Here is a 22,326-nt window from a genome sequence, read left to right as displayed (position 1 = left end):
TTAAGTAGGGGTTCCCGGTATCATCGCGGAACACTATCATTAAGAATCCCTAAGGACCTCTCTTTTTGGGAGTTCTTTCTGCCGATAAATACCTCATGAAAACGCAAATTTATCACGGAATGTTCTTGGTTGTTTGTTTGCTACTTGTTCCCCAACTTTCGTTGGCGGCACCAGCCTCGCTGACCTATCAAGGTCGAATCATAAAATCAGATGGGATACCTTTAGAACATTCCAATGTGAGTTTTCAATTTGAAATCACAAACCCTAATGGTCAGTGCATTATCTATCGCGAACAAATCGATAATATCGACCTGACCAATTCTAACGGTGTGTTTGATGTTCCCATTGGTGGTGGCACGCAGACCCATCCTAATAACGGCACTTTTACTTTAACTGATTCATTCAATAACTCTGATACTTTCAACTGTGCTGGCGGTGCGACTTACAATGCTGCTTCTGGGGATCTTCGTCGCCTGCGCGTGCGCTTTCATGATGGCACCGGATGGAAAACCATTGAGCCTGATAACGTGATTCGCTCTGTGCCTTATGCTTCTTATGCAAAGTCTTCAGAAAAGTTAGGAACTCACACTGCTTCTGAATTCGTTTTGAAAAATACGGTTTCAGCCTGTGCGGCTAGTGAGTTTTTAACTTTCGATGGCACCGCATTTACCTGCGCCGCTGTTTCTGGTGCAAGCGGTGGTACCGTTACGAATGTTACTTCAGCAAATGCTTATTTATCAGTAGCTAGCGGAACTTCGACGCCGCAACTGACTTTGAATGTTGGTACGGCTGCAAATACCGTGGCCGCGGGTGATGATGCTCGTTTCACTGATTCTCGTGCACCGAATGGAAATGCAGGTGGCGACCTTACTGGAACTTATCCTAATCCTGGTGTTGCAAAAATTCGTGGCGTGGATGTGGCAAGCTCTGCACCAACCACGGGTCAGTATATGAAATACGATGGCACTCAGTGGGTTGGTTCTGCCGTGGGTATTTCTGATGTCACAGGGCTATCTGCGAATCTAGCAACTTATCAGACGACAGCGGCATTCAATGCGGCTGTTGGTAGCGGAAACTGCGCCGCTCATCAAACTCCTTATTGGAATTCTGTTTCTGGATCCTTCCAGTGTCAGGCCATCAACGTTTCGGTTGCTGGTGATATCAGTGGAACCATTGGTGCTGTCAGTGTTGATAAAATCAAAGGTGTAGCGGTTGATGGAACAGCGCCGACAAGTGGGCAAGTGTTAAAATATGATGGCACTAAGTGGATAGCATCGGCAGATTCAAATGCGGGCGGAACAATCACTGGTGTTACTGCTGGAACTGGTTTAACGGGCGGTGGTACGACGGGGGCTGTGACTTTGAACGTGAACGTTGGTACGGGCAATAATCAGATCGTTCAGCTTGATGGCACAGCAAAGTTGCCTGCGGTTGATGGTTCTGCTTTAACAAATTTAAATCCTGCGAATTTATCAACAGTTGTTGCTGTTAATAAAGGTGGTACCGGTCAGTCCTCATATACCGATGGTCAAATTCTCATTGGTAACTCTTCTGGAAACACTTTAACGAAGTCTACTTTGACCGCGGGAACTGGTGTTACGATTACGAATGGCAATGGCTCAATTACCATCGCTACATCTGGTGCTGCGCCGACGGGTTCAGCGGGTGGAGATTTAAGCAGTACCTATCCAAATCCAACCGTGGCGAAAATCCGTGGAGTGGGTGTTGATGCGACTGCGCCTACCAATGGACAAGTTCTTAAGTATAACGGCACAAACTGGGCGCCAGCTGCTGATACAGATACAAATGCTGGTGGTACTGTTACTAACGTAACAGCTTCCGCTCCATTGTCTGTGGCGACGGGTTCAACGACGCCAGCGATTTCCATTTCTCAAGCGACCACTTCAACAAATGGTTACTTGTCTTCGACTGATTGGAATACGTTTAATAATAAACAAGCTGCAGGCAACTACATGTTGAATGCAGGGGGCACTCCTTCAGTGCAAACGGGCCTGGATGCAAGTAAACCCGCCTCCCCTACTGCAGGTGCGATTTATTTTGCGACGGATACAAAAGTTATCTATCAATATAATTCGGGTGCTTGGGTTGGTATCGCTTCTTCTGCAGGTTCTGGTGGTACGATCACTGGCGTAACTGCGGGTACAGGTCTTACTGGTGGCGGCACAACCGGTGCCGTGACTTTAAACGTGAACGTAGGTACGGGAAATAATCAAATTCTACAACTTGATGGAACCGCAAAAATTCCTGCGGTGAATGGTTCTTTAATCACGAATTTAACCCCAGCGAATTTAGCCAGTGCTGTCCCTGTAAATAAAGGTGGTACGGGTCAAACTTCCTATGTGAACGGTGAGCTTTTAATTGGTAATACCACCGGAAATACATTAACCAAAGCGACACTAACAGCGGGCACAGGTATCTCGATCGCGAATGGCACTGGTTCAATCACAATTGCAACAACAGGTGCCGCTCCGACTGGATCAGCCAGTGGTGATTTAAGTGGATCTTATCCTGGTCCTGCAGTCGCAAAACTGCAAGGTTATGCGGTTGATACTGCCGCTCCGACTGCAAATAAAGTTTTGAAATGGGATAACACTGCCAGTAAATGGACTGCGAACTTTGTAAAATTAAGTGAGCTTGTGAACTCTACCGGTGGCAGTGCCTTTGACGTGGCTTCATGTACGGCGGGTCAAACAATGAACTGGAGCGCCATCACAGACAAATTTCAGTGTCAGACGATCGCTATCGCAAACACTCAAGTTTCTGGTCTTGGAACGGCTTCGACAAAGGCAGCAGGGACAGCCGCTGGCGAAGTATTGCTACTTGATGGCAACGGCAGAATTCCAGCTTCCGCTTTACCTGCAGGCACAAGCAATCCCGTGGTCCTTGGCGGGAATACGACGGGCGCTGCTATGTCTGTCGGTGCGGCCGATGCTTATAGCTTGAACCTTATCACCAATAATACAGCTAAGATGACGATTCTTTCTACGGGCCAAGTGGGCGTTGGCACAACGTCGCCACTAGCAAAGCTTGATGTCAGAGGTGAAATCGTCACTGGCGTACCAGGCAACTGTTGGACGTTTAATAATGCAGTGATGTCGCACAGTACTTTGGCTTCACCAACGATGTTGTTGGGAAGTGAGGTTGATTGCGGATCTATCAACGTGACAATCGGTGGACAACCTACTTTTGGACCGACTTCAACTAAGATTCCTGCGCAAAATATTTTATTCTATACCGGTGCTGCCTCTGCGGGTAACGGTACGGAGCGTATGCGTATAGATACCAATGGTAACGTCGGTATTGGTTTCAACGCCCCAACAGAAAAATTACATGTGGTTGGTTCAGCGACGTTAGGTACTTATACGACGACAACTTCAAGTGTTGTGAAGGTGGGCTCTAATGCTGCTGATAACAAACCTGCCCTTGTGGTTGATGGCGGTGGTGATGGTGGTGCCGGTGAAGACGTTTTAGTTGCAACCGGAAGACATGCCTCAGCCTTCATTGGCGATGTTATTCGTGCGGCTGTTAATAGAACCTCAGCTACGACATTTAAGCTTATCAATACCGTGGTTGATGCTGACGGTACGCCAAGTTATCCATTTGTCGTGCGCGGTGATGGTTACGTTGGTGTTAACACATCAGCACCTGCTGCCCAGGTTCATATCGTAGAAAAAGATGATTCTTGGCTAAGTGCCTTTACGATGTCTAGATCTTGGGAATCCACTGTCGATTATTTCCAAATGATGTATGACTATCAAGGTCTTAAAATCCGTACGATGGCCGATGATGCTGATGAAGCCCACATCATCTTTAAACCTAAAGATACAGAAGCTGTGCGTATCACAGAGACTGGGAAATTAGGTGTTGGTGTGACGGCTCCGGTAGAAAAAATGGAAGTCAGCGGTAACTTAAAAGTGACTGGTGAAATTTATGGACAGAAAAGTTGGGGCATGAAAGAAGGTCCTACATCTTGGGTGTCTAACTATAAAAATGCCTGGGATCACGGTCACCACGTGGGTACTAGTATTGATTGTACGAGCAATGCCAATGGTTGCATCATTTTAAAAGCAGGTACCTATGAGATCCGTTGTGTACAACGGGGTTCTGGCACTGGTTCTTCCTATGTTGGTATTGGTGTAGATGGTGACCGTTCAGTCTTAGATAGCAGAACGGATGCTATGTGGAATCATGACCACGTCACGACCGCTGCCTCTTTTACTGAATCTAATTTCATGGGCACGTTATCAGTCGGCAATTTGATTACCTGCGGGCCTCCGACAGGCGTTGAAACTTATCTTCAGTACGCTACTGTCGGTTATGCTGGTTCTTTAAGTATCAAACGCATCGACTAATTCACTCCGGCATCGCCGGAGTGAGCCCGGAACAAAGTTAGTCTTTTTTCTTAATCGCACCCATGTACGAATATTGCCATGGGCGGAACGAAAGCAGTACGCCCGTTTCAACTACTGGCACATTATGCTCCCCTTCAAACCTAGATTCTTCTTGCAACTCTAAAAGCAGTCTTTCTAACTTGGCTTTGTATTTAGCTAAAGTTGGAGGACTGACTTTTAAGAATGAAAAACGAATATAGTCTTCAGGACGAAAATCGTAATTTAAATAGCTTGATTTAGTTTGTTCAAACAAAGCCTTACCAACGGGCCCATCACGATGGAAGCGTAGGAAGCCAGTTTTTTTAAATTTCACTTTATCACGTGGGTGCAGTTCTAAAAGTTTGAGGCGATCCAACTGGAACAAATACTTTTTAGATTCAGCCGGAGTGATCTGATATTCACGTTCGATTTTTTGCGGCGTCTTTCCTTCATGCAACATCATATAGTAATGCAGTAAGCGGATGTTTTCAGCTAAGGCGCGCTCTTGGTCGTCCGTTAAGATGACGACCTGGTTGGCCTCTTCTAGATTGGCTGACTTCACTACTTCTGAAAAACTGATATCAGCAACTCGACAGATTTCTTCTAAACGCTCTAGGCTTAAGCTTTTGCTAGAAAGAATTCTTTTGACGCTGGATTCGCTCAGATCCAGGGCCTTAGCAAGATCGCGGTACAAAACATTTTTGGCCTTCAAAGCTCTTTTTAGCGCGTTAAGGAATTGATCTATTTGCGACATTCCACACCTCAAAACGAGAGTATTACTAAATGCTACTTTAAGCAAGGGTATTGAAATATGCACCCGCAATGCCGATCTTAGAGTCTAAGGATTGAAGGAGCACACTATGGGCTTACTAAGATTTTTAATAGAGCGTTTTAACAATAAAAGACCCTTTTATTACCTGTGGGAAGAAAGAGCCTTCGAGCGCCGCCTAGAACGACGCTTTGAACAACAACATGAATCTTATTCAGGCCAAAGTACTTGCAGGATCAAGTGGGATTAACTAGAGTTTGCGGGAATGCAAAGTTCATCAGATAACACTATTCTTTATAAGCGTCCCCTTTGGTACTACATCAAAAACAACCCTCGAGCTTTCAGCTTGGGTATGCTGTTTTTGCTGGTCACAAATATTTTGGACGGCGTCTATCCGCTGATCATGAAGATAGCCATCGATCAGATTGAAACCATGGCGCCGTTAAGTGCCATTGGCAAAACCTGTGCAATGTTTTTTGCAATTATGGCAGGACTTGCATTCACTCGTTATGGCTGGAGAACCAACTTCGGTCGCTTCCATACTTTTGCAGCTGAACACATTCGCCAAAAGTTATTCCGTCATGTCACTTCATTGGGCCCGAACTTCTTCCACAAAAACCAAGTGGGCGAATTGATGAGCTTAATGACCAATGACGTTCAATCCTTCCGTCAAGCAATTGGCCCAGGATTATTAATTCTTGCCGATGGTATCATTATCATCGCCGTGGTTTTACCAATTATGGTTGGATTAAACTGGGAATGGACTTGGAAGACATTGGTGTTCTTGCCTTTAGTTCCGTTTTTAATTTGGAAGGTCATGCGCTTGATCCATTCCAATTACAAAGTTCAGCAAGATAAGTTTTCTGAACTTACCGGTGTTGCCCAAGAAACCGTGGGTGGTATTCGCGTTATCAAAAGTTTCGCTCAGGAAGATAACAGAACTTCTTTGTTCAACGCTGTCAGCTCGGCTTTTGAAAAAGCTTGTAACAAAGTGGCGCGCATTGATGCGTTCTTTGTTCCGGTGATGGAGTTCGGTGTTACCTCAGGCAGTGTGATTCTTTTATTCATCGCTAAAGATGATATTTATTCCGGTGCGGTGACTATTGGTACTTTCGTAGCCTTTCATCGCTATATTCAAAAGATGGTTTGGCCAATGACTGCTTTGGGAATGGGCTTTTCATATTTTCAAAAAGGTTATGCTTCCTTTGATCGTATTAAGGATGTGTTGAAAACAAACAGTGACATTCCTGATGATGGAACGATTGAAATTCAAAAATTCGAAAGTCTTGAGTTTAAAAATGTATCCTACAAACACCAAGACAGCACTGTTTACGTTTTAAAAGACGTTTCATTCACTTTGCATGCAGGTGAAAGTCTTGGAATCATGGGACCTGTGGGCGCAGGAAAAACAACGCTATTGCATCTGTTGTCGCGTATGTATCCTTTGAAAGAAGGTCAAATTTTAGTAAATGGAATTTCCATTGAAAAGATCAAACAAGAATCTTTGCGCAAAACTTTCTTACTAGTTCCCCAGGAAGCTTTCTTATTCAGTGACTCTATTTCTGAAAACGTCAGCTTCGGCTTGCATGCTCGCGCTACTGAAGGCGAAATCATGCGCATGGTGGGGATCGTGGATCTGAATAAAGAAATCGATGCCCTTCCGCACAAATATGACTCTCAACTTGGTGAACGAGGCGTGAATCTTTCTGGTGGCCAAAAGCAACGCCTGACAATTGCCCGTGGCTTGATTATGAAAACCCCGGTCCTAGTTTTAGATGACTCGCTCAGTGCGGTTGATACAAGAACTGAAAAAGCGATTGAGGCGGAGCTTTCAAAAAGCGATTCGACGACGACTCGAATTATCGTAGCTCACCGCCTGTCTTCTTTAAAAGGCGTTAATAAGCTGCTTATTTTAAAAGATGGACAAGTAGAGGCTTTAGGCTCTTACATGGATGTCTTTAGAACCAGCCCGACCTTCCAAAAAATTGTGCATATTCAAGGAAAGGGGGAACATCATGAGTGATAATTTCATGCATGAGGATCTGGTTAAGACTAAGATCACTTACCCTGGATTATTTAGACGTCTTTGGCCCTACGCTAGAAAAGAAAAGGGACTTTTGTTCGCGGCGATCTTTGCTGTTGCCGGTGGAGCCATTGTTGCCCGTCTTGTGCCTTTCCTGATCGGTTATGCTATTGATCACGGTGTAAAACAAAAAGACTATCAAATCTTCACGAACGTTGCGATTGCGTACCTGATCCTTGAGATCATGCGTTCTATTTTCTCGTTTGCGAATGCTTACCTGTTCCAGCTTTTCGGCAACCGCATGTTATTCCATTTGCGCGAAGCTTTGATGTCTCACGTACAGCACTTGCCGATGCAGTTTTTCAACAAAACGCCCACAGGTCGTATTGTTACTCGCTTAACCAACGATGTGGCTTCATTGGGTGAGTTGTTCTCTGAAGGCGTGATCTCTGTATTTACCAATGCAGTTATCATCTGCTCGGTCGTTATTGCGCTTGCAGTGATTTCTTGGAAGCTGACTTTGGTTTCTTTGATCTTGGCGCCGATCTTTATCGGGGCTTCGTTTTACCTGAGTAACAAAATCCGTGAAATCCTAAGTGAGCAAAAAAAGAAGTTATCGTTGATCAACGCTTTCTTGGCTGAAAACTTAAACGGCATCAAGGTCGTTCAACTTTATAACCGCTTAAACCGCAACCGCGAAAAATTCGGTGGTCTGTCGGTTGATTACCGCGACACAAACATGCGCTCAATCCGTGCTTATGCACTGATGCAGCCTATTATGAACTTGTTTAATGCAACCACAATCACCTCAGCTTTGTACTTCGGTGGTATGTTAAGCGCTGAAAACGCCATCGGCATCGGTGCCTTGATTGCGTTTTTAATGAACATTCAAGATTTCATCCCACCTTTAAGAGAAATCTTAGAGAAGTATCAGCAGTTCCAAAACTCGTTAACCAGCGCGGAACGTATTTTCACACTGATGGATGAGCAAGTGGAACAAGAATTCCAAGATCTATCTAAACCAGAAGGCCTGCATGGCGAAATTAAGATTCATAATCTTAACTTCCGCTATGAGGACAACCTGCCGCTAGTTCTTAAAAACATCAACCTGCACATCAAAGCCGGTGAATCCGTAGCTTTGGTAGGCCGAACTGGCAGTGGTAAATCGACGTTTATTTCTTTGCTCCAGCGTTTTTACGATGCTCCTGAAAAAACGGTGTTCGTTGACGGTATGGCTTTAGAACAGATTCCTCGTGGTGAAATCCGTCACCATGTGGGCGTAGTTCAACAGGACAACTTTATTTTCAGAGGCACCATTGCTGATAATATCGGGCTTGGTGACCCGGCCGTCAGTGCTGAACAAATTGAAAAGGCCTGCGCGAAAACAGGATACATGGAATTACTTAAACGCACCGGCCGCAACTTACAAAGCCCTGTGGCTGAGCGGGGTTCCAACCTTTCTGTGGGTGAACGCCAGTTGATCGCCTTTGCGCGTATCCTAGCGTTTAATCCAGACATCCTGATTTTGGATGAAGCAACAGCGAATATCGATTCTGAAAGCGAACACATCATTCAGGAAGCGACGAAAGAAATCACCCGTGGCCGCACAAGCATCATCATCGCCCATCGTCTTTCAACGATTGAGCAGTGCGATCGTATTATTGTTTTAGATCATGGCGAAGTGCTTGAGATGGGCTCTCATTCTGAGTTGATGAAAGCCCAGGGACTTTATTATCAGTTTGCTTCTCTAGGTTTGAAATCCACTTTGATGGATGCATCTGCTGCGGGAACCGCGGATCCGTAGAAGCGGATCAAATTCCCTGCTTCGATATAATCCCAACCGTCAGTTTGATTGCGTGGGACTGAAACTCCATTGATTTTAACCGTGATTGATTCTACTACCGGCTTTTTCGTCAGTTTAAAGTCGGTAAGAATTTGATATATGCGCGCGCGGATATTGCCCACGGCCATTGAAAGATTTGTGCTGCAAATTGATTCCTGCACACCTTTAGATTCAGCGACGATATCCATGAACGTCAGACCTGATTCAGCATAATCATTAAATGTCTTACAGTTAATGCTTGAAGGAATCACACCAATAAAATTGAACACCCAAGATCGCGTGCCATCCACCCATGGGGCTTTGATGCTATCTAAGAAATTTGTGTAATAGCTTGCTGGACTAGATACAGCACTCTTGTCGTTTTCATCTGATAAAGCGATCACCACTAACAAAGCATCGTTACGGAAAAAACCTTTTCCTTCGTTGGCAAGGTAGCTTGGTGATAGGGCGGTTTGCATCGACTCTAGGCCGCGCTCGTTGTTACTGCCCGCTTCGCCCACGATCATGCGGCTTTTTAAACTATTCACAAGGTCTGGCGTTTTAGAAGTCACATATTTTGGCGAACCGATAAACTTACCCCCATCAGGCAATGCTCCACCCATGCTGGTAGTCACTACGGCCATATGGTAATCCATTTTTAATGAATTCAGTTTTGCGACAAGATCAGGGACTTGGGCACTTAAGTTTTGCTGATGCTTCAACATCGATGAAGAGTTGTCGACGATCCAAAGTATATCCACTTTGTTGTTGTATGTAATATTTTGATCGAAGTTGTCTGAAGTGGCCGGAAGATCAAACTTAACATCTTGAGCGCAAGCCATGAGCAATGTTGATAAAGTCATGGCTGCGATTAACTTCGGAAATTCCATCTTCGGTCCTTCAGGGCTTCTTCGCCCAAAAAAGCGCCCGGAATTTCCGGGCCTTATGATTATGCTGCTTTGCTAGTAAAATTCTTAATTGATTCGCGCACTGATTGGCTAAGGTTCGTAAACTTAACGCCATATTTTACAGATTCGTTTTCTCCTGAAGAAGCGACGAACTGCTTACTTACGACCTGGCAAACAGCATTAAACGGAGGAACACCGTTGCCTGGTTGAAAGTGCAAGAATAATGACTGACCCGGTTGCAAATTTGCTGAATCAATCAGTACACCCGCCCCACCTGCGCTGATTTCCAAAGCCTGGCCACGGAAAACAGTTTTATTATTGTGAACGATCAAAGAAGCACCATAGGCTGCACGGGCATGACGACGACGGAAAAAGATTTCTGAAAGATCGGCATCTTTTGAATTCTTTAATGCACGGATCGATGTGGCAGAAAAATCTTCCACTTCAGCAACTCGCTTCCAAGCCGGAAGTTTTGCGTGCCAAATATAGTCGTATTCAAACAATGCTTTTTCTTGAAGCATCTGAATCAGCTCTGCCTGGCTAAAAGGTCCGTAGTTGTTACCCTCTTTAAGGATGAACCACTCTTTGTCTTTTACTTGGCTTTTTAATTCTGTCGGAGCTGTTTGAGGCGCGGTCGCGGGTTTTTGTGCAAGCTTCACTGAAAACTCGGGATGCTCTAATAGCATCAACCATTCGCCAATAGACTCATCAAAAATATAATCAGTCCACTGATGCTCTTTGTTTTCGATCTTTTTTAGGATCGTCTCAAACCCGAAAGGTCCAATATGAGTGCCGTTGTTTGAAAGATAGTATTGTTTCATCATGGTCCTATCTGCTCCTCTTATTTGAGACTATCGGCACAAACAAGACCTGACTTAACTGTAGGAAATTAAACGTTTTATTGCGAAAAAACCGTGTTTTTTCGTCGAACTTTTAGGCAAAAAAAGCAGGAAAAAAGACCTGGACGAATATATACTTGTTAACAGGCCCGCAGTTGTTTCCTATTATAAATGTTCTAGATACAAAAGCGAGTTTATGACCACTACAATAAAAGCAACAACTCCGAAGGTCAGAAAAAACATCCTCTTAGTTGATAACAAGACTGAGCTTGAAAAATCCCTGCGTGAGCCTTTATTTGATCATTTAGAAGCTTCAGGCTTCACCCCTATCATGGTTCGAGCGAAAGACGGTGCGGAAGCCGCAATGAAATCAGAGAACCAGAAATTTGATATGGTTCTAATTGATACAGATGTCCCGCGCTTAATGGATGGCGGTTTCGTTTACGGTATTAATACTTTCAGAAATACTCAGGACGCTAATTTGATTGTGATGTCGAATAAAGACATCGATGAAATTCCTGAACAACTTCGTCGTTCCCGCTTTTTTAAAAAACCAGTTAATGCTGAAGAGCTAATGAGTACGATGGTTACGTTGATCAATACTCAACACCACGGTGGAAAACCTATTCCTCCCCCGCCGCCGAAGTTCGCGGTGGACGTGCGAGTGATCAATGCTCTTCTAGCTTCAACCACAAAAGTAATGGCTGAGCTTGGAATGACTTCCATGAAAATGGAAAAAGCAGGTCCACGGTCTCCGCAAGAGCCAATTCTAGGTGAAGTCTCTTCAATCATTGATATTAAGAGCGCTTCTTTCCAAGGCTATCTTTGTGTTTCTTTTGATAAAGCTTGTTATTTGGATTTAATTTCTAAAATGTTTGGTGAAGTTCAAGAAGATTTCACCCCTGACAATCAAGACGCTGTTGGTGAAATTAACAATATTATTTTAGGAAATGCTAAAGCGGATCTTGAGGCCTATGGTGTTGAGATGACCGTTCCCCGTGTGATCATGGGCGCAAATCAATTAATCCTGAGCCCGCAAGGGGCCGCTGGGATGATGATTCCTTTTGCTACTGAAAAAGGACGATTCTATCTTCAGGTGGTAGGTTATCCAGTACCGAAAAAAGGCTTAAATTCCTAAAGCTTTTTTCCATTTTTCTGTGGGCTCGATTAGCTTTCGAGCCTTCATATCAAAAAGTCCAAAAGTAAAAACCGCTTCACTGGCTACTGTGCCATCTTCTTTCATCATCTTTTGTAAGAGTTGTCCGACCTTGCCTTTGTAGTTCATCACTTCTGTGGTGACATCGATCTTTGATCTAAGTGGGATTTCTTTAAAGAATTTTACGTTCACTTCTAAAATCACGGGGCCTTGTTGCAACTGATGCACTTCATGAAATCCATAACCCTTTGAAGTGATAAGTTCCCAGCGCGCCTCTTCGTAAATTTGCAAATAGGTGGCGTTGTTCACGTGTCCATAAGAGTCGACGTGATATTCTTTAATGGTGATATTGTAGTGGCTTACATCTGACATTTTTGCCCCCTGGGACATTATAAAAAATCACAAGACAGCGGCAACAAAAGTCTTTGATTTCACTAGACTTGTAAAGTCTGGCAGAGTAATTTTCCCCTATGCTAAGCCAAATTATTGTTAACATTCAGGCCCTATCCGAACGTGGTCTTAAAAGCCTGGTGGTTTTCGATTTGGACTCCACATTATTCGATGTTAGTCCTCGTTTAGAACGCATCCTTTTGGACTTTGCTGCCTCCCCGTTGAATCAAAAAAAATTTCCTGAACAGGTGGCTTTGCTTAAGAACATTAAAACCTTGCGCACGGACTGGGGCATTCAAGGTGCTTTGCAAAGAGCAGGACTTGATGGCCACCATCCTGAATTTCAAGAAGCCATTCGCATCTATTGGCAAAAAAACTTTTTTTCCAATCACTATCTTCAGTTCGATGACTTGTACGAAGGTGCCTTGGAATTTGTTTTAGCTTTAGAAAAAGCGGGCGCCGAACTTGCTTATCTTACGGGGCGTGATGTGGAAAGAATGGGTGTTGGCTCTGCAGAAATTCTTCGTCAGTGGGATTTCCCTTTGCACGAAAAAGCGACCTTGGTGTTAAAGCCCCATCGCAGTATGGATGATGCCCAATTTAAAACCGATTGGTTTATTGAAGCCGACAAAAAGGGTTACGAAAAAATTTATTTCTTTGAAAACGAGCCGGTGAACCTAGTTCATCTTTCACAATTCTGCCCCCATGTTGAAATGATTTTCTTTGAAAGCACCCACGCAGGCAAAGCACAACCACCGGAAGCTTTGCCGCGAATCATGAATTTCTTGTTAAACCAAAAGGAATCCTAATGCTTTATCTGGTAGCGACCCCTATTGGCGATACAACTGAAATCACCCTGCGTGCTTTAGAAATTCTAAAAACCTGTGATGTGGTCATTTGCGAAAGTACGAAGGAAGCATCCAAACTTCTTCGCGCCCATGGCATTACTGGCAAGACCTATGAAACTTTGGATGAACACTCTACCCCTGATGATAAAGCGGCCTTAGTGCCGATCTGTGCGGAAAAAACCGTGGCGCTGGTAACGGACTGCGGGACTCCGGGATTTTGTGATCCAGGTGCTGACTTAGTTCGTCTTTGTCGCCAAAAGAATATTAAAGTTAAATCTGTCTTAGGTGCTTCTGCTTTAATGGGTTTGCTTTCATTAAGTGGCCAGCGCATTGATGAGTTTTTATTTCGCGGTTTTGTTCCTGCTGAAAGCGAAGCCCGCGCGAAGGCTTTAAAAGACCTTACTAAAGAAAAGCGTGCCATTATCTTGATGGATACCCCTTACCGACTTAAAAAAACCTTGGGCGATATGAAAGAGCACTTTTCTAATCGCAAGTTTCTGCTAACACTAAATCTTTCCCAAGAAGATGAAACCATCCTTGAAGGGAATATCGATAAACTAATTTCGGGTCTTCCCTATGATAAGGCCGAGTTCATGTTGTTAATTTATCCGGCATAATATGGCAGAGCTTGTTCATCTTCCCATTGATGATTTTATTCCCGAGATTAAGAGCAAGCTTCAAATTAGCAACAATTTAGTTATTACCGCCGCACCGGGTGCCGGTAAAACCACACGACTTCCACCCGCATTGCTTTCTGAAGTTAAGAAAAAAATCATCGTGCTTGAGCCACGAAGAATGGCCGCTATTGCCGCTGCCCACCGCATCGCTGAAGAGCAAGGCTGGGAAGTGGGCAAAGAAATTGGCTATCAGGTGCGCTTTGCAAATAAGACGTCAAAAGAAACACGTCTGGTTTTTATGACGGAAGCATTGCTTGCACGGCAGATGATTGATGATCCAGAGCTTAAAGACGTTGATCTAATTGTTCTAGATGAGTTCCATGAACGTTCTATGCATGTCGATGTAGCCTTAGGGTTACTAAAGGAACTGCAAGAGCTAGGACGAGAAATTAAAATCGTCATTATGTCCGCAACCCTTGAGGCAGAAAAGATTTCTAGTTACTTAAGCGATTGTCCTATTGTTAGCGTGCCTGGAAAACTTTTTGAGCTTGAGGTCAAGTATCAAAAGTCTTCTCAGAGCTTACAAACATTCCCTGCTTTCTATGAAAACCTTTTTCAGACCGTGAAGGAAGCACAAGCTGCGACCCAGAAAGATCTTTTGGTTTTTTTGCCTGGTGTAGGTGAAATCGACAGAGCAATTTCTACGTTGCAGATTTGGGCGGACGTAAAAAATATTGAACTTGTGCCTTTGCATGGGTCCTTAAATTTAGAAGATCAAAGAAGAGCTTTGCAGAAATCAAATAGGCAAAGAATTGTGCTTTCGACGAATATCGCAGAAAGCTCGGTGACCTTAGATGGCGTGAATACAGTAATCGATTCAGGCTTAGCGAAAAGCATGAAGCAAGATCATCGCACGGGCTTTTCTCGCCTTGAATTAGGTCGTATAAGTCTTTCTAGCGCCATTCAGCGCTCTGGCCGTGCTGCCCGTCAATACCCCGGTGTTTCTTACCGTATGTGGAATAAAATGGATGAACTGTCTTTCGCAAAAAGCGAGACAGCAGAAATCCAGCGTGTGGATCTTTCAGAAACTCTATTGTTTCTGAGCGCCCAGGGTGTAACAGATTTTAATTCCTTTAGCTGGTTTGAAAAACCACCAGCAGTCGCCCTAAAAAATGCAGAAAGATTTCTTCAGCTATCAGGTGCCATTGATTCCCAAAATAAAATTACTTCATTGGGAAAAAAGATTCTGCACTTCCCATTGCCAGTGCGTTTAGCAAAACTGATGTTGGTGTCCTTAGAAATGAAAGCGCCAGAACTGGGATCAGAGATCGCAGCATTGCTTCAAGATCGCGATATCTTAAGACGAGATGCGGTTTCGGCGTTCATTGGCGACAACCTAGAATGCGATTTATCTGCCCGCCTTTATGTATTAACTCAGTTCCGCAGGGATAAGCGCGCACCTAAAGAGGCTTCTTTCATTGCTTTACAAACAGTCGATCAAGGCGCAAGGCAAATTGCTGAACTTGCTAATCGCTTAAAAGATTCAAATAGCGATAAATCGTTATCAAAAGCGGAACAGCATGACCTAACCAAACACATCCTAGCTTTATCTTACGCAGATCGCCTGTGCCGCCGTCGTGGAAAATCAGATCGCGCGCTCATGGTGGGTGGACGCGGCGTAAAGCTGCAATCCGAAAGTTTAGTTAAGACTTCTGAATTCTTCGTCGCTTTAAGTGGTGTTGAAGGAAGTTCTGATGCAGAAACAGTGGTAGGCCTTGCATGCGGTTTTGAAAAGGATTTCGTCGTGCAGGTCTTCAAAGACCAAATTCAAAAGGTTCGCGATGTTGTCTTTATTGAAGAAAAGGGACAGTTTTTCACTCGAGAATACCGAGCTTTGCATGGACTTCCCTTGGATGAACCTTCATTAGTTCCAGCGACAGCAGCAGAAATTTCCGAAAAGCTTCCGCAAATCATGACAGATCGTTTTGATTTTGTATTAAAGAATAACGAAGTCCTGGCTGATTGGTGGACTCGTCTGCAATTCCTGGAAAGACTAGAATCACTGAATCTAGATTTTGAAAAAGTAAAACTAGGAGCATTCACCCAAGCTTGTATGGGCGAAACCAAAATGGCTGCTGTAATGGAAAAAGACTTAGTCTATTTTTTCGAAACCGCATTACCACAAGTCCAAGTGCAAATCTTACGCAAAGAAGTCCCAGATAAAATTCAAGTCCCAAGCGGAAGTAAAATCAAAGTCATCTACCCACAAGACAAAGCACCGTACTTAGAAGTTAGAATCCAAGAAGTCTTCGGAATGATGGAAACTCCGAAAGTCTATTTCGGAAAAATCCCATTAACATTCCATTTATTAGGTCCTAACTTCAGACCCGTTCAAGTAACAGCAAATTTGGAAAGCTTTTGGAAAAACGGATACCCAGAAGTAAGAAAAGAACTAAGAATCAAATACCCAAAACATCAATGGCCAGAAGACCCCGCGGAGGGCACTCCAGAAGCCAAGGGAAGAAGAAGACAATAACTAGAGAGAATCAAAACGGTTCATATGCAAGGCAGAAGCCTCTGCCCGCAACGCAGGCGTACTTGTAAGGTACGTCGGAGAGAGGACCAGAGGATTCCAACGCAGTCAGAGGGACCGTTTTCATTCGCTCGGGTCATAAAACAATCCCCTCCATCGTTATAAGACGCTGCATTCGTCTCGCATGATTTCGGGGACTTTAAAAATTAATGTACGTTTTCTTTTTGGCAAAGGCATTGAGCTTCGCCAGCTTCGATTGCTGCCATTTGCTCTTCTTCTTTGCCTTCTAAGAAAGCTAGAAAAGCGGCACTTCTAAAAGCTAGATCATACAAAGTGTCCATATCGAAAACGAATTTCTCGTCGTTCAATTTCATAGACACTAGATTTTCTGCAACTTCTTCGAAAGCAATGTTTTCTGCTTCTACAAATTTAGTCTTCATTTGAAGTACTAGCCTCTCATTGAGTAGTAACCGATGACCAAGCCTGGTTCGAAGGCAAATGGTACGGCTTCAAGATTTGGTTCATCAGTCAAACGACCCATTTCAGCGCCAGCAGCTTCTTCTTTCACCATGAAAGTTGGAAGTGGCAAGCGTGGAGTTTGTTTTGCCTGAAGGTAAACTTGGTTCGTGTAAGCTTCTGGTTTCAAAGTGATCTTTTCGCCAACTTTAATGATTTGCGAACCGATGTTTACTTTTTTACCGTTCACTAGAACTTTCCCGTGGGAAATCATTTGTCTAGCTGCTGGAATGCTTGGTGCAAAACCAAGACGGAAAACAACGTTGTCCAAACGCTTTTCAAGAAGGTTCACCAAAGCTTCTACCCAATTGGTAGCTTTTGATTTTTTTGCTTTAGCGATCATGCGGCGGAATTGTTCTTCGTGCAGACCGTAGTGGAAACGAAGTTTTTGTTTTTCTTCTAGTTGCAACGCGAACTCAGAGTATTTGCGACGTTGTAAACCGTGTTGACCTGGAGGATATGGACGGCGCTCTAAAGCTCCCGCTTTGCCCATTCCAGGAAGTTCCGTCAAAAGTCTGCGCTGTCTTTTAAATCTTGGCGTTTTGCCTTCTCTATTCATAATTACTCTCTATGGTAATAAGTTTAAAGTCGTCTATTCTGGTTCAACTACCCGATGAATCCCTTAACGACCGTTGCAAAGCTATTTAAAAGCAGTCTTGAACAAACTCCAGCGAATCAAAAAAAATCATACGAACTGAAAATATGAAGAAAGTCCCTTGAAAAGGAATTGAGAACGAAAACTTATTGATAGTGAAACGTGGCTTTGCTATCTAAAGCCCTCGAATACAAAAGGAGTATTTCTTATGAAAGCAATTCTTGCTCTTCCTGTTTTGTTTTTCGGCCTTCAATCAGTCGCTGCGACTGAAATCGTTCTTAACTGCACATCATTGGGTCTAGATGATATCTCAACGGCGATCGTGCGCACTTACGAAGACTCTGCTAAACGATTCTCTTATGAGATGGTTTTGACTTCGGCAAAAGGTGAAGTGTCTTCTTTTGAAATTGAAACTGAAGATTATTCTGAAGGTTACATTCAACTTCCACACGACGGAATGACTGAACGTTATTTGAATCGTGAACAAGATGGCTGGTTTGTTGTGAACTATCTTGGGGATTCTGGCTTTGTTACGAAAGCTCAGTGTGAAGAGGCCCCCCTATACTAGGAGGGCCCGCTTAATCACCTACCATCCGGCAAGGTGACGACGGCGACTTCTTTTACGAACGGGAGCAGCCGTTTTGCTGCTCTCGCCTGGATGAGTGCTCGAAGTTGGCACCGTCTGAATCGTTTCTGTCTGCTTCATAGCCGAACTCCTTTCGAACTAGATTAAGAACATGATCATTCTCTCAGAGATGCGGCGCGACACGCGACCACTTAATTGTTAGTTTTAATTCATGCAAACCCGATGAGAAAACCGGCGCAATAGCCAACCAATAGCTTTTTATCTCAATTTTACGATTCTATGACGCGGCGTAGACTGAAATAAGTGCCAGCCACCTTAATGCCAACCTAGGAGCGGTCAAAAACGGACAGATGCGAGGCGGGAAGGCCTGACAACGAAGTCAGCTGGCCGTTTTTCACCGCTCCGTCGCGATGGGGCCTACCATTGTGGTTCCTGGGGGGACGTCTCTCATGACGACGGCGTTGGCGCCGATCAAGGCACGATCACCGATGGTGATGGGACCTAGGACTTTAGCTCCTGTGCCGATCATGACTTTGTTGCCTACTGTGGGATGGCGTTTTACTGGGTCGAATTTAACTCCGCCTAAAGTAACTCCGTGAAAGATGATGCAATCGTCGCCGATCACTGCGGTTTCACCGATGACGGAGCCCATGCCGTGGTCGATCACCAAGCGTTTGCCAATAGTTGCGCCAGGGTGGATTTCAATCCCCGTTAACAAGCGAGAGATTTCTGCTACCAAGCGCGCTAAGAAAAACATATGTGCTTTATAAAGTCCGTTAGCGATGCGGTGAAAAAGAATGGCTTTGGGACCTGGATATAATAAGCCGATTTCCCACAATGATTTCGCTGCGGGGTCGTAGTTTTTGTAGGTCTTTAAAAGTTCTAGGACTTTGTTGATCATTAATATTTCTCGTTTAAATCTTCGAGCAAAAAGTAACGATCAAAGAGGTCATTATAGCGGGACCATTTTTCACCGGATCCTCTTTCGCTATCAATCACTGTTTTAAGTGTGGCTACTTTGCTATCGAAGTCATCAATCATCGCGACCACCATCGCTTCCAAAAATTTTGGACGCTTTGGAGAGCCGTACTCCAACTTGCCATGATGACTTAAAATAATATGCTTACAGATGTCACGCAGTTCTTCGTTAAATCCTAGTATGCGAGATGATTTCTTATCAATCAATTCACAGGCAATTTGCATGTGCCCGATCAATCGACCGCGGTCCGTGTAAGAAATTCCGTTATCGTAAGAAAGCTCCCACAGCTTACCAATGTCATGGAAGATTCCACCGAAAAGCAAAAGATCGCGATTTAAGAACGGGTAATGAGTCCCCATGAAGTCCATGATTTTGCAAATAGACAAGATATGCTCTAGCAAACCACCCAGCCACGCATGGTGAATGGTTTTAGCCGCTGGAGCTTTTAAAACCATCGGTCTTATTTCGGGGTCCTCAAGTGTATCTAAAGTTAGCTGGCGTAAATGATCGTTCTTCATGGTGCGAACCATCTGCAACAATTCAACGTACATGTCTTCGACGTTCTTAGAGGCTTTAGGAATGTACTCTTCAAAGTTCACGGTGCTGGAATCGACTTTTTCTAAACGGTGTACGATCAACTGTTTGCGATTTTGAAAAAGCTGAACCAGCCCCTTCACACGAATCACATCACCCACATCAAATTCACGGGAAAGTTCATCGACTCGGTCCCATAATCTTGCGTCAATAGAGCCTGTCGCATCACCTAACTGCAAACCCATAAAAGGCCGGCCGTTTTTTCCAACTGCTACGTGCTTTTCTTTTACTAAGAAAAGGGAATCAACATTTTCTTTATCTTGAAGGGCCTGAATGTTTTGACGTTCCATCAGTTTTCCTCGCAGAAAAGGTGGTTGTATTTAGAGTTCTTAAAGGTGACAGCAGCGACCTGCACATCTTTATTAATTTCTGCGGAAAATAAAAAGGTTCCGCCTAAAACACTAAGATATCTTTCTTGAGTGGTGTTGACCTTTAAGCCCTCACCTTGCATGTTTTTTAAAAACGAATCCGTGATGTCGACGAATTGATTGCAACCGGCACCAATAACCTTATCACCCAGTTTTCTTTTTTTAGCACCGCTGACAAATAGAACTTTTTTACTGACAGCTTCAGCAAGGCCAGGAACTTCAAATCCCACGTAAAAGGACCCCTGTTTGTCAGTAATAAACTGTGCTAAATCAATGGTGCCCCCGCCTTTCGGAAGAAGGATTTTAACAGCTTCGCTTTTTACGATGCCATCATTTTTTTGCACCAGAAAGACAGCGACATCACCGAAGATAATATTTTTTGCTGCAGGTGTCGCTTCACCCGCCGCAGCACCATGGTCGCCCCCACCTTCACCGTGGGCCGCCGCTGGAGCTTTCAGCTCTAGCAGATCCCAAGCCTTCGTCGGAATTTTTACATCTACTGGAAGGTCAGAGAATTTAACTTCGTGGTATTTTTCAACGTGATACCCTGGGGACTGTGTGCATGCTCCCAAGGCTAAAGGCATCCAAATTAAAACAACCTGGACGAATCTTTTCATCACTCTGACTCCAACTGATCCCGCAGTTCTAACAGTGGAAGGAACGTGGGTTCTGATTGCAATCCAGCTCTGACATAATCATAGGCGGCCGCGCGATCCTGACTGCGCATCATCACCCATGCTAAACCAAACAGTGCTGTCGCACTTTTTGGATCTTGTTTGAAAGCTTGATTGTAAGCCGCTCGTGCGCAATTCAAGTCTTGGGTGTTAATACAGATATCACCCATTAAAAGGTTTTTCACCGATAACACGGAAAGCTCTGGCATCTTTAAAATCACTAAAGCTTCTGGCAAGCGTCCGCTTTTAGCTAAGTAACTTGCTTGAGTCGAAAGCACATACGGATCTTTTGGAGCTTCCGCAACCGCCTCTTGTAAAAGCTTTGAAGCTTCACCATCGCGGTTTACTTCCATCAAACAAATAGCCCTTAAGGCTTTTAACTCAGGATGCGGAATCTGTTTTTGATAGATCTCGGCACAGTATTTTTCTAAATAATCCCACTGTGTAAAACGCCATTCGACATTCAAAGGATGAATATAGTTTCTTGCCAATCCAGGAACTTGATTTAAAAACTGAACCACAGCTTGGTTTACGCCATCCACATCGCCAAGAAGGTTGTGGGCGTAAATAACAAAAAGGCTTAATTCTTGACGAAGGTAACCATTTTTTTGGTTGTGGGATTTAATATCGCGAATCAAGGACTGCAAATTGTTTTCATCCGGCGTTTGTTTTGCTTGCTCTACCGTTGCAAGAGCACGCCCGTATAATGCCAATGATGAATTTGGATTCTTTTTGTAGATGGCATCAAACTCTCGTGAAGCTTCGGTGTAGTTTCCTTTTTTAAGCTGAATGATCGCAAGATTTAAAAGAGCAGATAAATTAAACGGTTCATGGCCGATGGCTTTTTGCAAAGTATCTTCAGCCTGCTTTAAATCCCCGTCCATAATATAAGAAACTGCTATACCCAAATAAGCTTCAACGACTTCAGTGCGGCTGCGACCTTCTTGGACTAAGGCTCTTTCAAGAATGCGACGGCCTAACAAACTTTGACGGTCTTCAGAAATAAGAACTGGCGCCATTTGAATTTGCGCTTCTTCATCAGGCTCTTTTAATTTTGCAGCTTTCATATAGGTCTGCAATGAACGCTCGTAAAGACCTAAGTTTTTATAGCGCACAGCCTGACTGATCATTTCGCTGTAGCCGATATTTTTCTTTTTATCTTTTTGCGTCAGTGAAAAGGCGACAAAACCCACAATAGCCACAGCACCGGCAATCATTCCCCAACGAATCAGACTTGATTTTTGCTGAAGCTGGGCACGCAATCTTGAATCATCCGCAGTGCCATAACTTTTTGAAACCGTCGCGGCACCGGGATTATAAGACTTATCTGCGGAAGGAGTGATATCTTTAAAAGTTTCACGCACCGGCGGCGGAGTAATATCCATACGGTGTGGAGCTGGTGTCGGCGTCAAAGTCATTTCATCAGAAACAGGCAACACATCCGTTTTAGTCATCGTGTGATGAGCAATCGACTGAGTCATGGTCTGCTCTGAATGAGAGTCCTGTTCATCGCGAATATTGCGAACGACTTCCATGAACAACTGATTTTCGCGGATATAACTCCAACGGCCTTCAGGCTGTCGGACTTCATCAATGATGGAAACCTGCTTGGATTTTAAAAGCTCTGTAACTTCAGACAATGTGAACGGCCCCAGGATCCTTGTTGAGGATTTTACGAGCCAATTTTTTTCGTTTTTGTTCACATTTTCTGTATTCAT

18 protein-coding genes are annotated in these 22,326 nt (G+C 44.1%); 8 read left to right on the top strand and 10 right to left on the bottom strand.

Annotation, left to right across the window (positions count from 1 at the left end):
* Window positions 1-95: 95 nt before the first annotated feature.
* Window positions 96-4,373, top strand: a complete 4,278-nt coding sequence (locus MNR06_RS15600; protein WP_243537450.1) for a beta strand repeat-containing protein — start codon at window positions 96-98, stop codon at window positions 4,371-4,373.
* Between the two features lie 37 nt (window positions 4,374-4,410).
* On the opposite strand, the gene MNR06_RS15595 is transcribed toward MNR06_RS15600, so the two are convergent.
* Window positions 4,411-5,145, bottom strand: a complete 735-nt coding sequence (locus MNR06_RS15595; RefSeq protein ID WP_243537448.1) for a helix-turn-helix domain-containing protein — start codon at window positions 5,143-5,145, stop codon at window positions 4,411-4,413.
* Between the two features lie 280 nt (window positions 5,146-5,425).
* On the opposite strand from MNR06_RS15595, the gene MNR06_RS15590 reads away from it, so the two are divergent.
* Together MNR06_RS15590 and MNR06_RS15585 are read left to right on the top strand one after the other, a co-directional pair.
* Window positions 5,426-7,183, top strand: coding sequence for an ABC transporter ATP-binding protein (locus MNR06_RS15590; RefSeq protein WP_243537447.1), 1,758 nt, complete (start codon window positions 5,426-5,428; stop codon window positions 7,181-7,183).
* Window positions 7,176-8,987, top strand: coding sequence for an ABC transporter ATP-binding protein (locus MNR06_RS15585; RefSeq protein WP_243537446.1), 1,812 nt, complete (start codon window positions 7,176-7,178; stop codon window positions 8,985-8,987). The genes MNR06_RS15590 and MNR06_RS15585 overlap by 8 nt, the downstream gene beginning before the upstream one ends.
* Here MNR06_RS15585 and MNR06_RS15580 read toward each other — a convergent pair.
* Window positions 8,918-9,895, bottom strand: a complete 978-nt coding sequence (locus MNR06_RS15580; protein WP_243537445.1) for a hypothetical protein — start codon at window positions 9,893-9,895, stop codon at window positions 8,918-8,920. The two genes, MNR06_RS15585 and MNR06_RS15580, sit on opposite strands and share 70 nt — an antisense overlap.
* Window positions 9,896-9,954: 59 nt before the next feature.
* Complete coding sequence (locus MNR06_RS15575; protein ID WP_243537443.1) at window positions 9,955-10,737, bottom strand: GYF domain-containing protein; 783 nt, start codon at window positions 10,735-10,737, stop codon at window positions 9,955-9,957.
* 211 nt (window positions 10,738-10,948) lie between these two features.
* Here MNR06_RS15575 and MNR06_RS15570 point away from each other — a divergent pair, with 211 nt between their 5' ends.
* On the top strand, window positions 10,949-11,890 hold the full coding sequence (locus MNR06_RS15570; protein ID WP_243537442.1) for a chemotaxis protein CheX: 942 nt from the start codon (window positions 10,949-10,951) through the stop codon (window positions 11,888-11,890).
* On the opposite strand, the gene MNR06_RS15565 is transcribed toward MNR06_RS15570, so the two are convergent.
* Window positions 11,879-12,280, bottom strand: coding sequence for an acyl-CoA thioesterase (locus tag MNR06_RS15565; protein WP_243537440.1), 402 nt, complete (start codon window positions 12,278-12,280; stop codon window positions 11,879-11,881). The genes MNR06_RS15570 and MNR06_RS15565 overlap by 12 nt on opposite strands.
* 98 nt (window positions 12,281-12,378) lie before the next feature.
* Here MNR06_RS15565 and MNR06_RS15560 point away from each other — a divergent pair, with 98 nt between their 5' ends.
* The 3 genes from MNR06_RS15560 to hrpB are packed head-to-tail and all read left to right on the top strand — an operon-like array spanning window position 12,379 to window position 16,299.
* Complete coding sequence (locus tag MNR06_RS15560) at window positions 12,379-13,107, top strand: HAD family hydrolase (RefSeq protein WP_243537439.1); 729 nt, start codon at window positions 12,379-12,381, stop codon at window positions 13,105-13,107.
* Window positions 13,107-13,763 (top strand): 16S rRNA (cytidine(1402)-2'-O)-methyltransferase, encoded by a 657-nt coding sequence (gene rsmI / locus MNR06_RS15555; protein WP_243537438.1) that lies wholly within the window; start codon window positions 13,107-13,109, stop codon window positions 13,761-13,763. Before MNR06_RS15560 ends, rsmI begins: the two co-directional genes overlap by 1 nt.
* A 1-nt stretch (window position 13,764) precedes the next feature.
* On the top strand, window positions 13,765-16,299 hold the full coding sequence (hrpB, locus tag MNR06_RS15550; RefSeq protein WP_243537436.1) for an ATP-dependent helicase HrpB: 2,535 nt from the start codon (window positions 13,765-13,767) through the stop codon (window positions 16,297-16,299).
* 203 nt (window positions 16,300-16,502) lie between these two features.
* Here hrpB and MNR06_RS15545 read toward each other — a convergent pair whose 3' ends face one another.
* Together MNR06_RS15545 and rpsD are read right to left on the bottom strand one after the other, a co-directional pair.
* On the bottom strand, window positions 16,503-16,736 hold the full coding sequence (locus MNR06_RS15545) for a hypothetical protein (protein WP_243537435.1): 234 nt from the start codon (window positions 16,734-16,736) through the stop codon (window positions 16,503-16,505).
* 8 nt (window positions 16,737-16,744) lie between these two features.
* Window positions 16,745-17,371 carry a 30S ribosomal protein S4 gene (gene rpsD, locus MNR06_RS15540; RefSeq protein ID WP_243537433.1) on the bottom strand — a complete coding sequence of 209 codons (627 nt, stop codon included), beginning with the start codon at window positions 17,369-17,371 and terminating at the stop codon, window positions 16,745-16,747.
* A gap of 244 nt (window positions 17,372-17,615) precedes the next feature.
* Here rpsD and MNR06_RS15535 point away from each other — a divergent pair, with 244 nt between their 5' ends.
* Window positions 17,616-17,975 carry a hypothetical protein gene (locus MNR06_RS15535; protein ID WP_243537431.1) on the top strand — a complete coding sequence of 120 codons (360 nt, stop codon included), beginning with the start codon at window positions 17,616-17,618 and terminating at the stop codon, window positions 17,973-17,975.
* A 412-nt stretch (window positions 17,976-18,387) separates the two neighbouring features.
* Here MNR06_RS15535 and epsC read toward each other — a convergent pair whose 3' ends face one another.
* The 4 genes from epsC to MNR06_RS15515 are packed head-to-tail and all read right to left on the bottom strand — an operon-like array spanning window position 18,388 to window position 22,326.
* Window positions 18,388-18,894, bottom strand: coding sequence for a serine O-acetyltransferase EpsC (gene epsC / locus MNR06_RS15530; protein ID WP_243537430.1), 507 nt, complete (start codon window positions 18,892-18,894; stop codon window positions 18,388-18,390).
* Window positions 18,894-19,856, bottom strand: a complete 963-nt coding sequence (locus MNR06_RS15525; RefSeq protein WP_243537423.1) for a 3'-5' exoribonuclease YhaM family protein — start codon at window positions 19,854-19,856, stop codon at window positions 18,894-18,896. Before MNR06_RS15525 ends, epsC begins: the two co-directional genes overlap by 1 nt.
* Window positions 19,856-20,551, bottom strand: a complete 696-nt coding sequence (locus tag MNR06_RS15520) for a hypothetical protein (protein ID WP_243537421.1) — start codon at window positions 20,549-20,551, stop codon at window positions 19,856-19,858. Before MNR06_RS15520 ends, MNR06_RS15525 begins: the two co-directional genes overlap by 1 nt.
* Entirely contained in the window at window positions 20,551-22,326 is a 1,776-nt protein-coding gene (locus MNR06_RS15515) for a tetratricopeptide repeat protein (protein WP_243537419.1), read from the bottom strand. Before MNR06_RS15515 ends, MNR06_RS15520 begins: the two co-directional genes overlap by 1 nt.

It is taken from the genome of Bdellovibrio reynosensis (assembly GCF_022814725.1).
GTDB classification, from domain to species: domain Bacteria; phylum Bdellovibrionota; class Bdellovibrionia; order Bdellovibrionales; family Bdellovibrionaceae; genus Bdellovibrio; species Bdellovibrio reynosensis.
The sequence above is the reverse complement of the archived record's forward strand: the minus strand, read 5'-3'. Positions and strand labels throughout refer to the sequence as shown.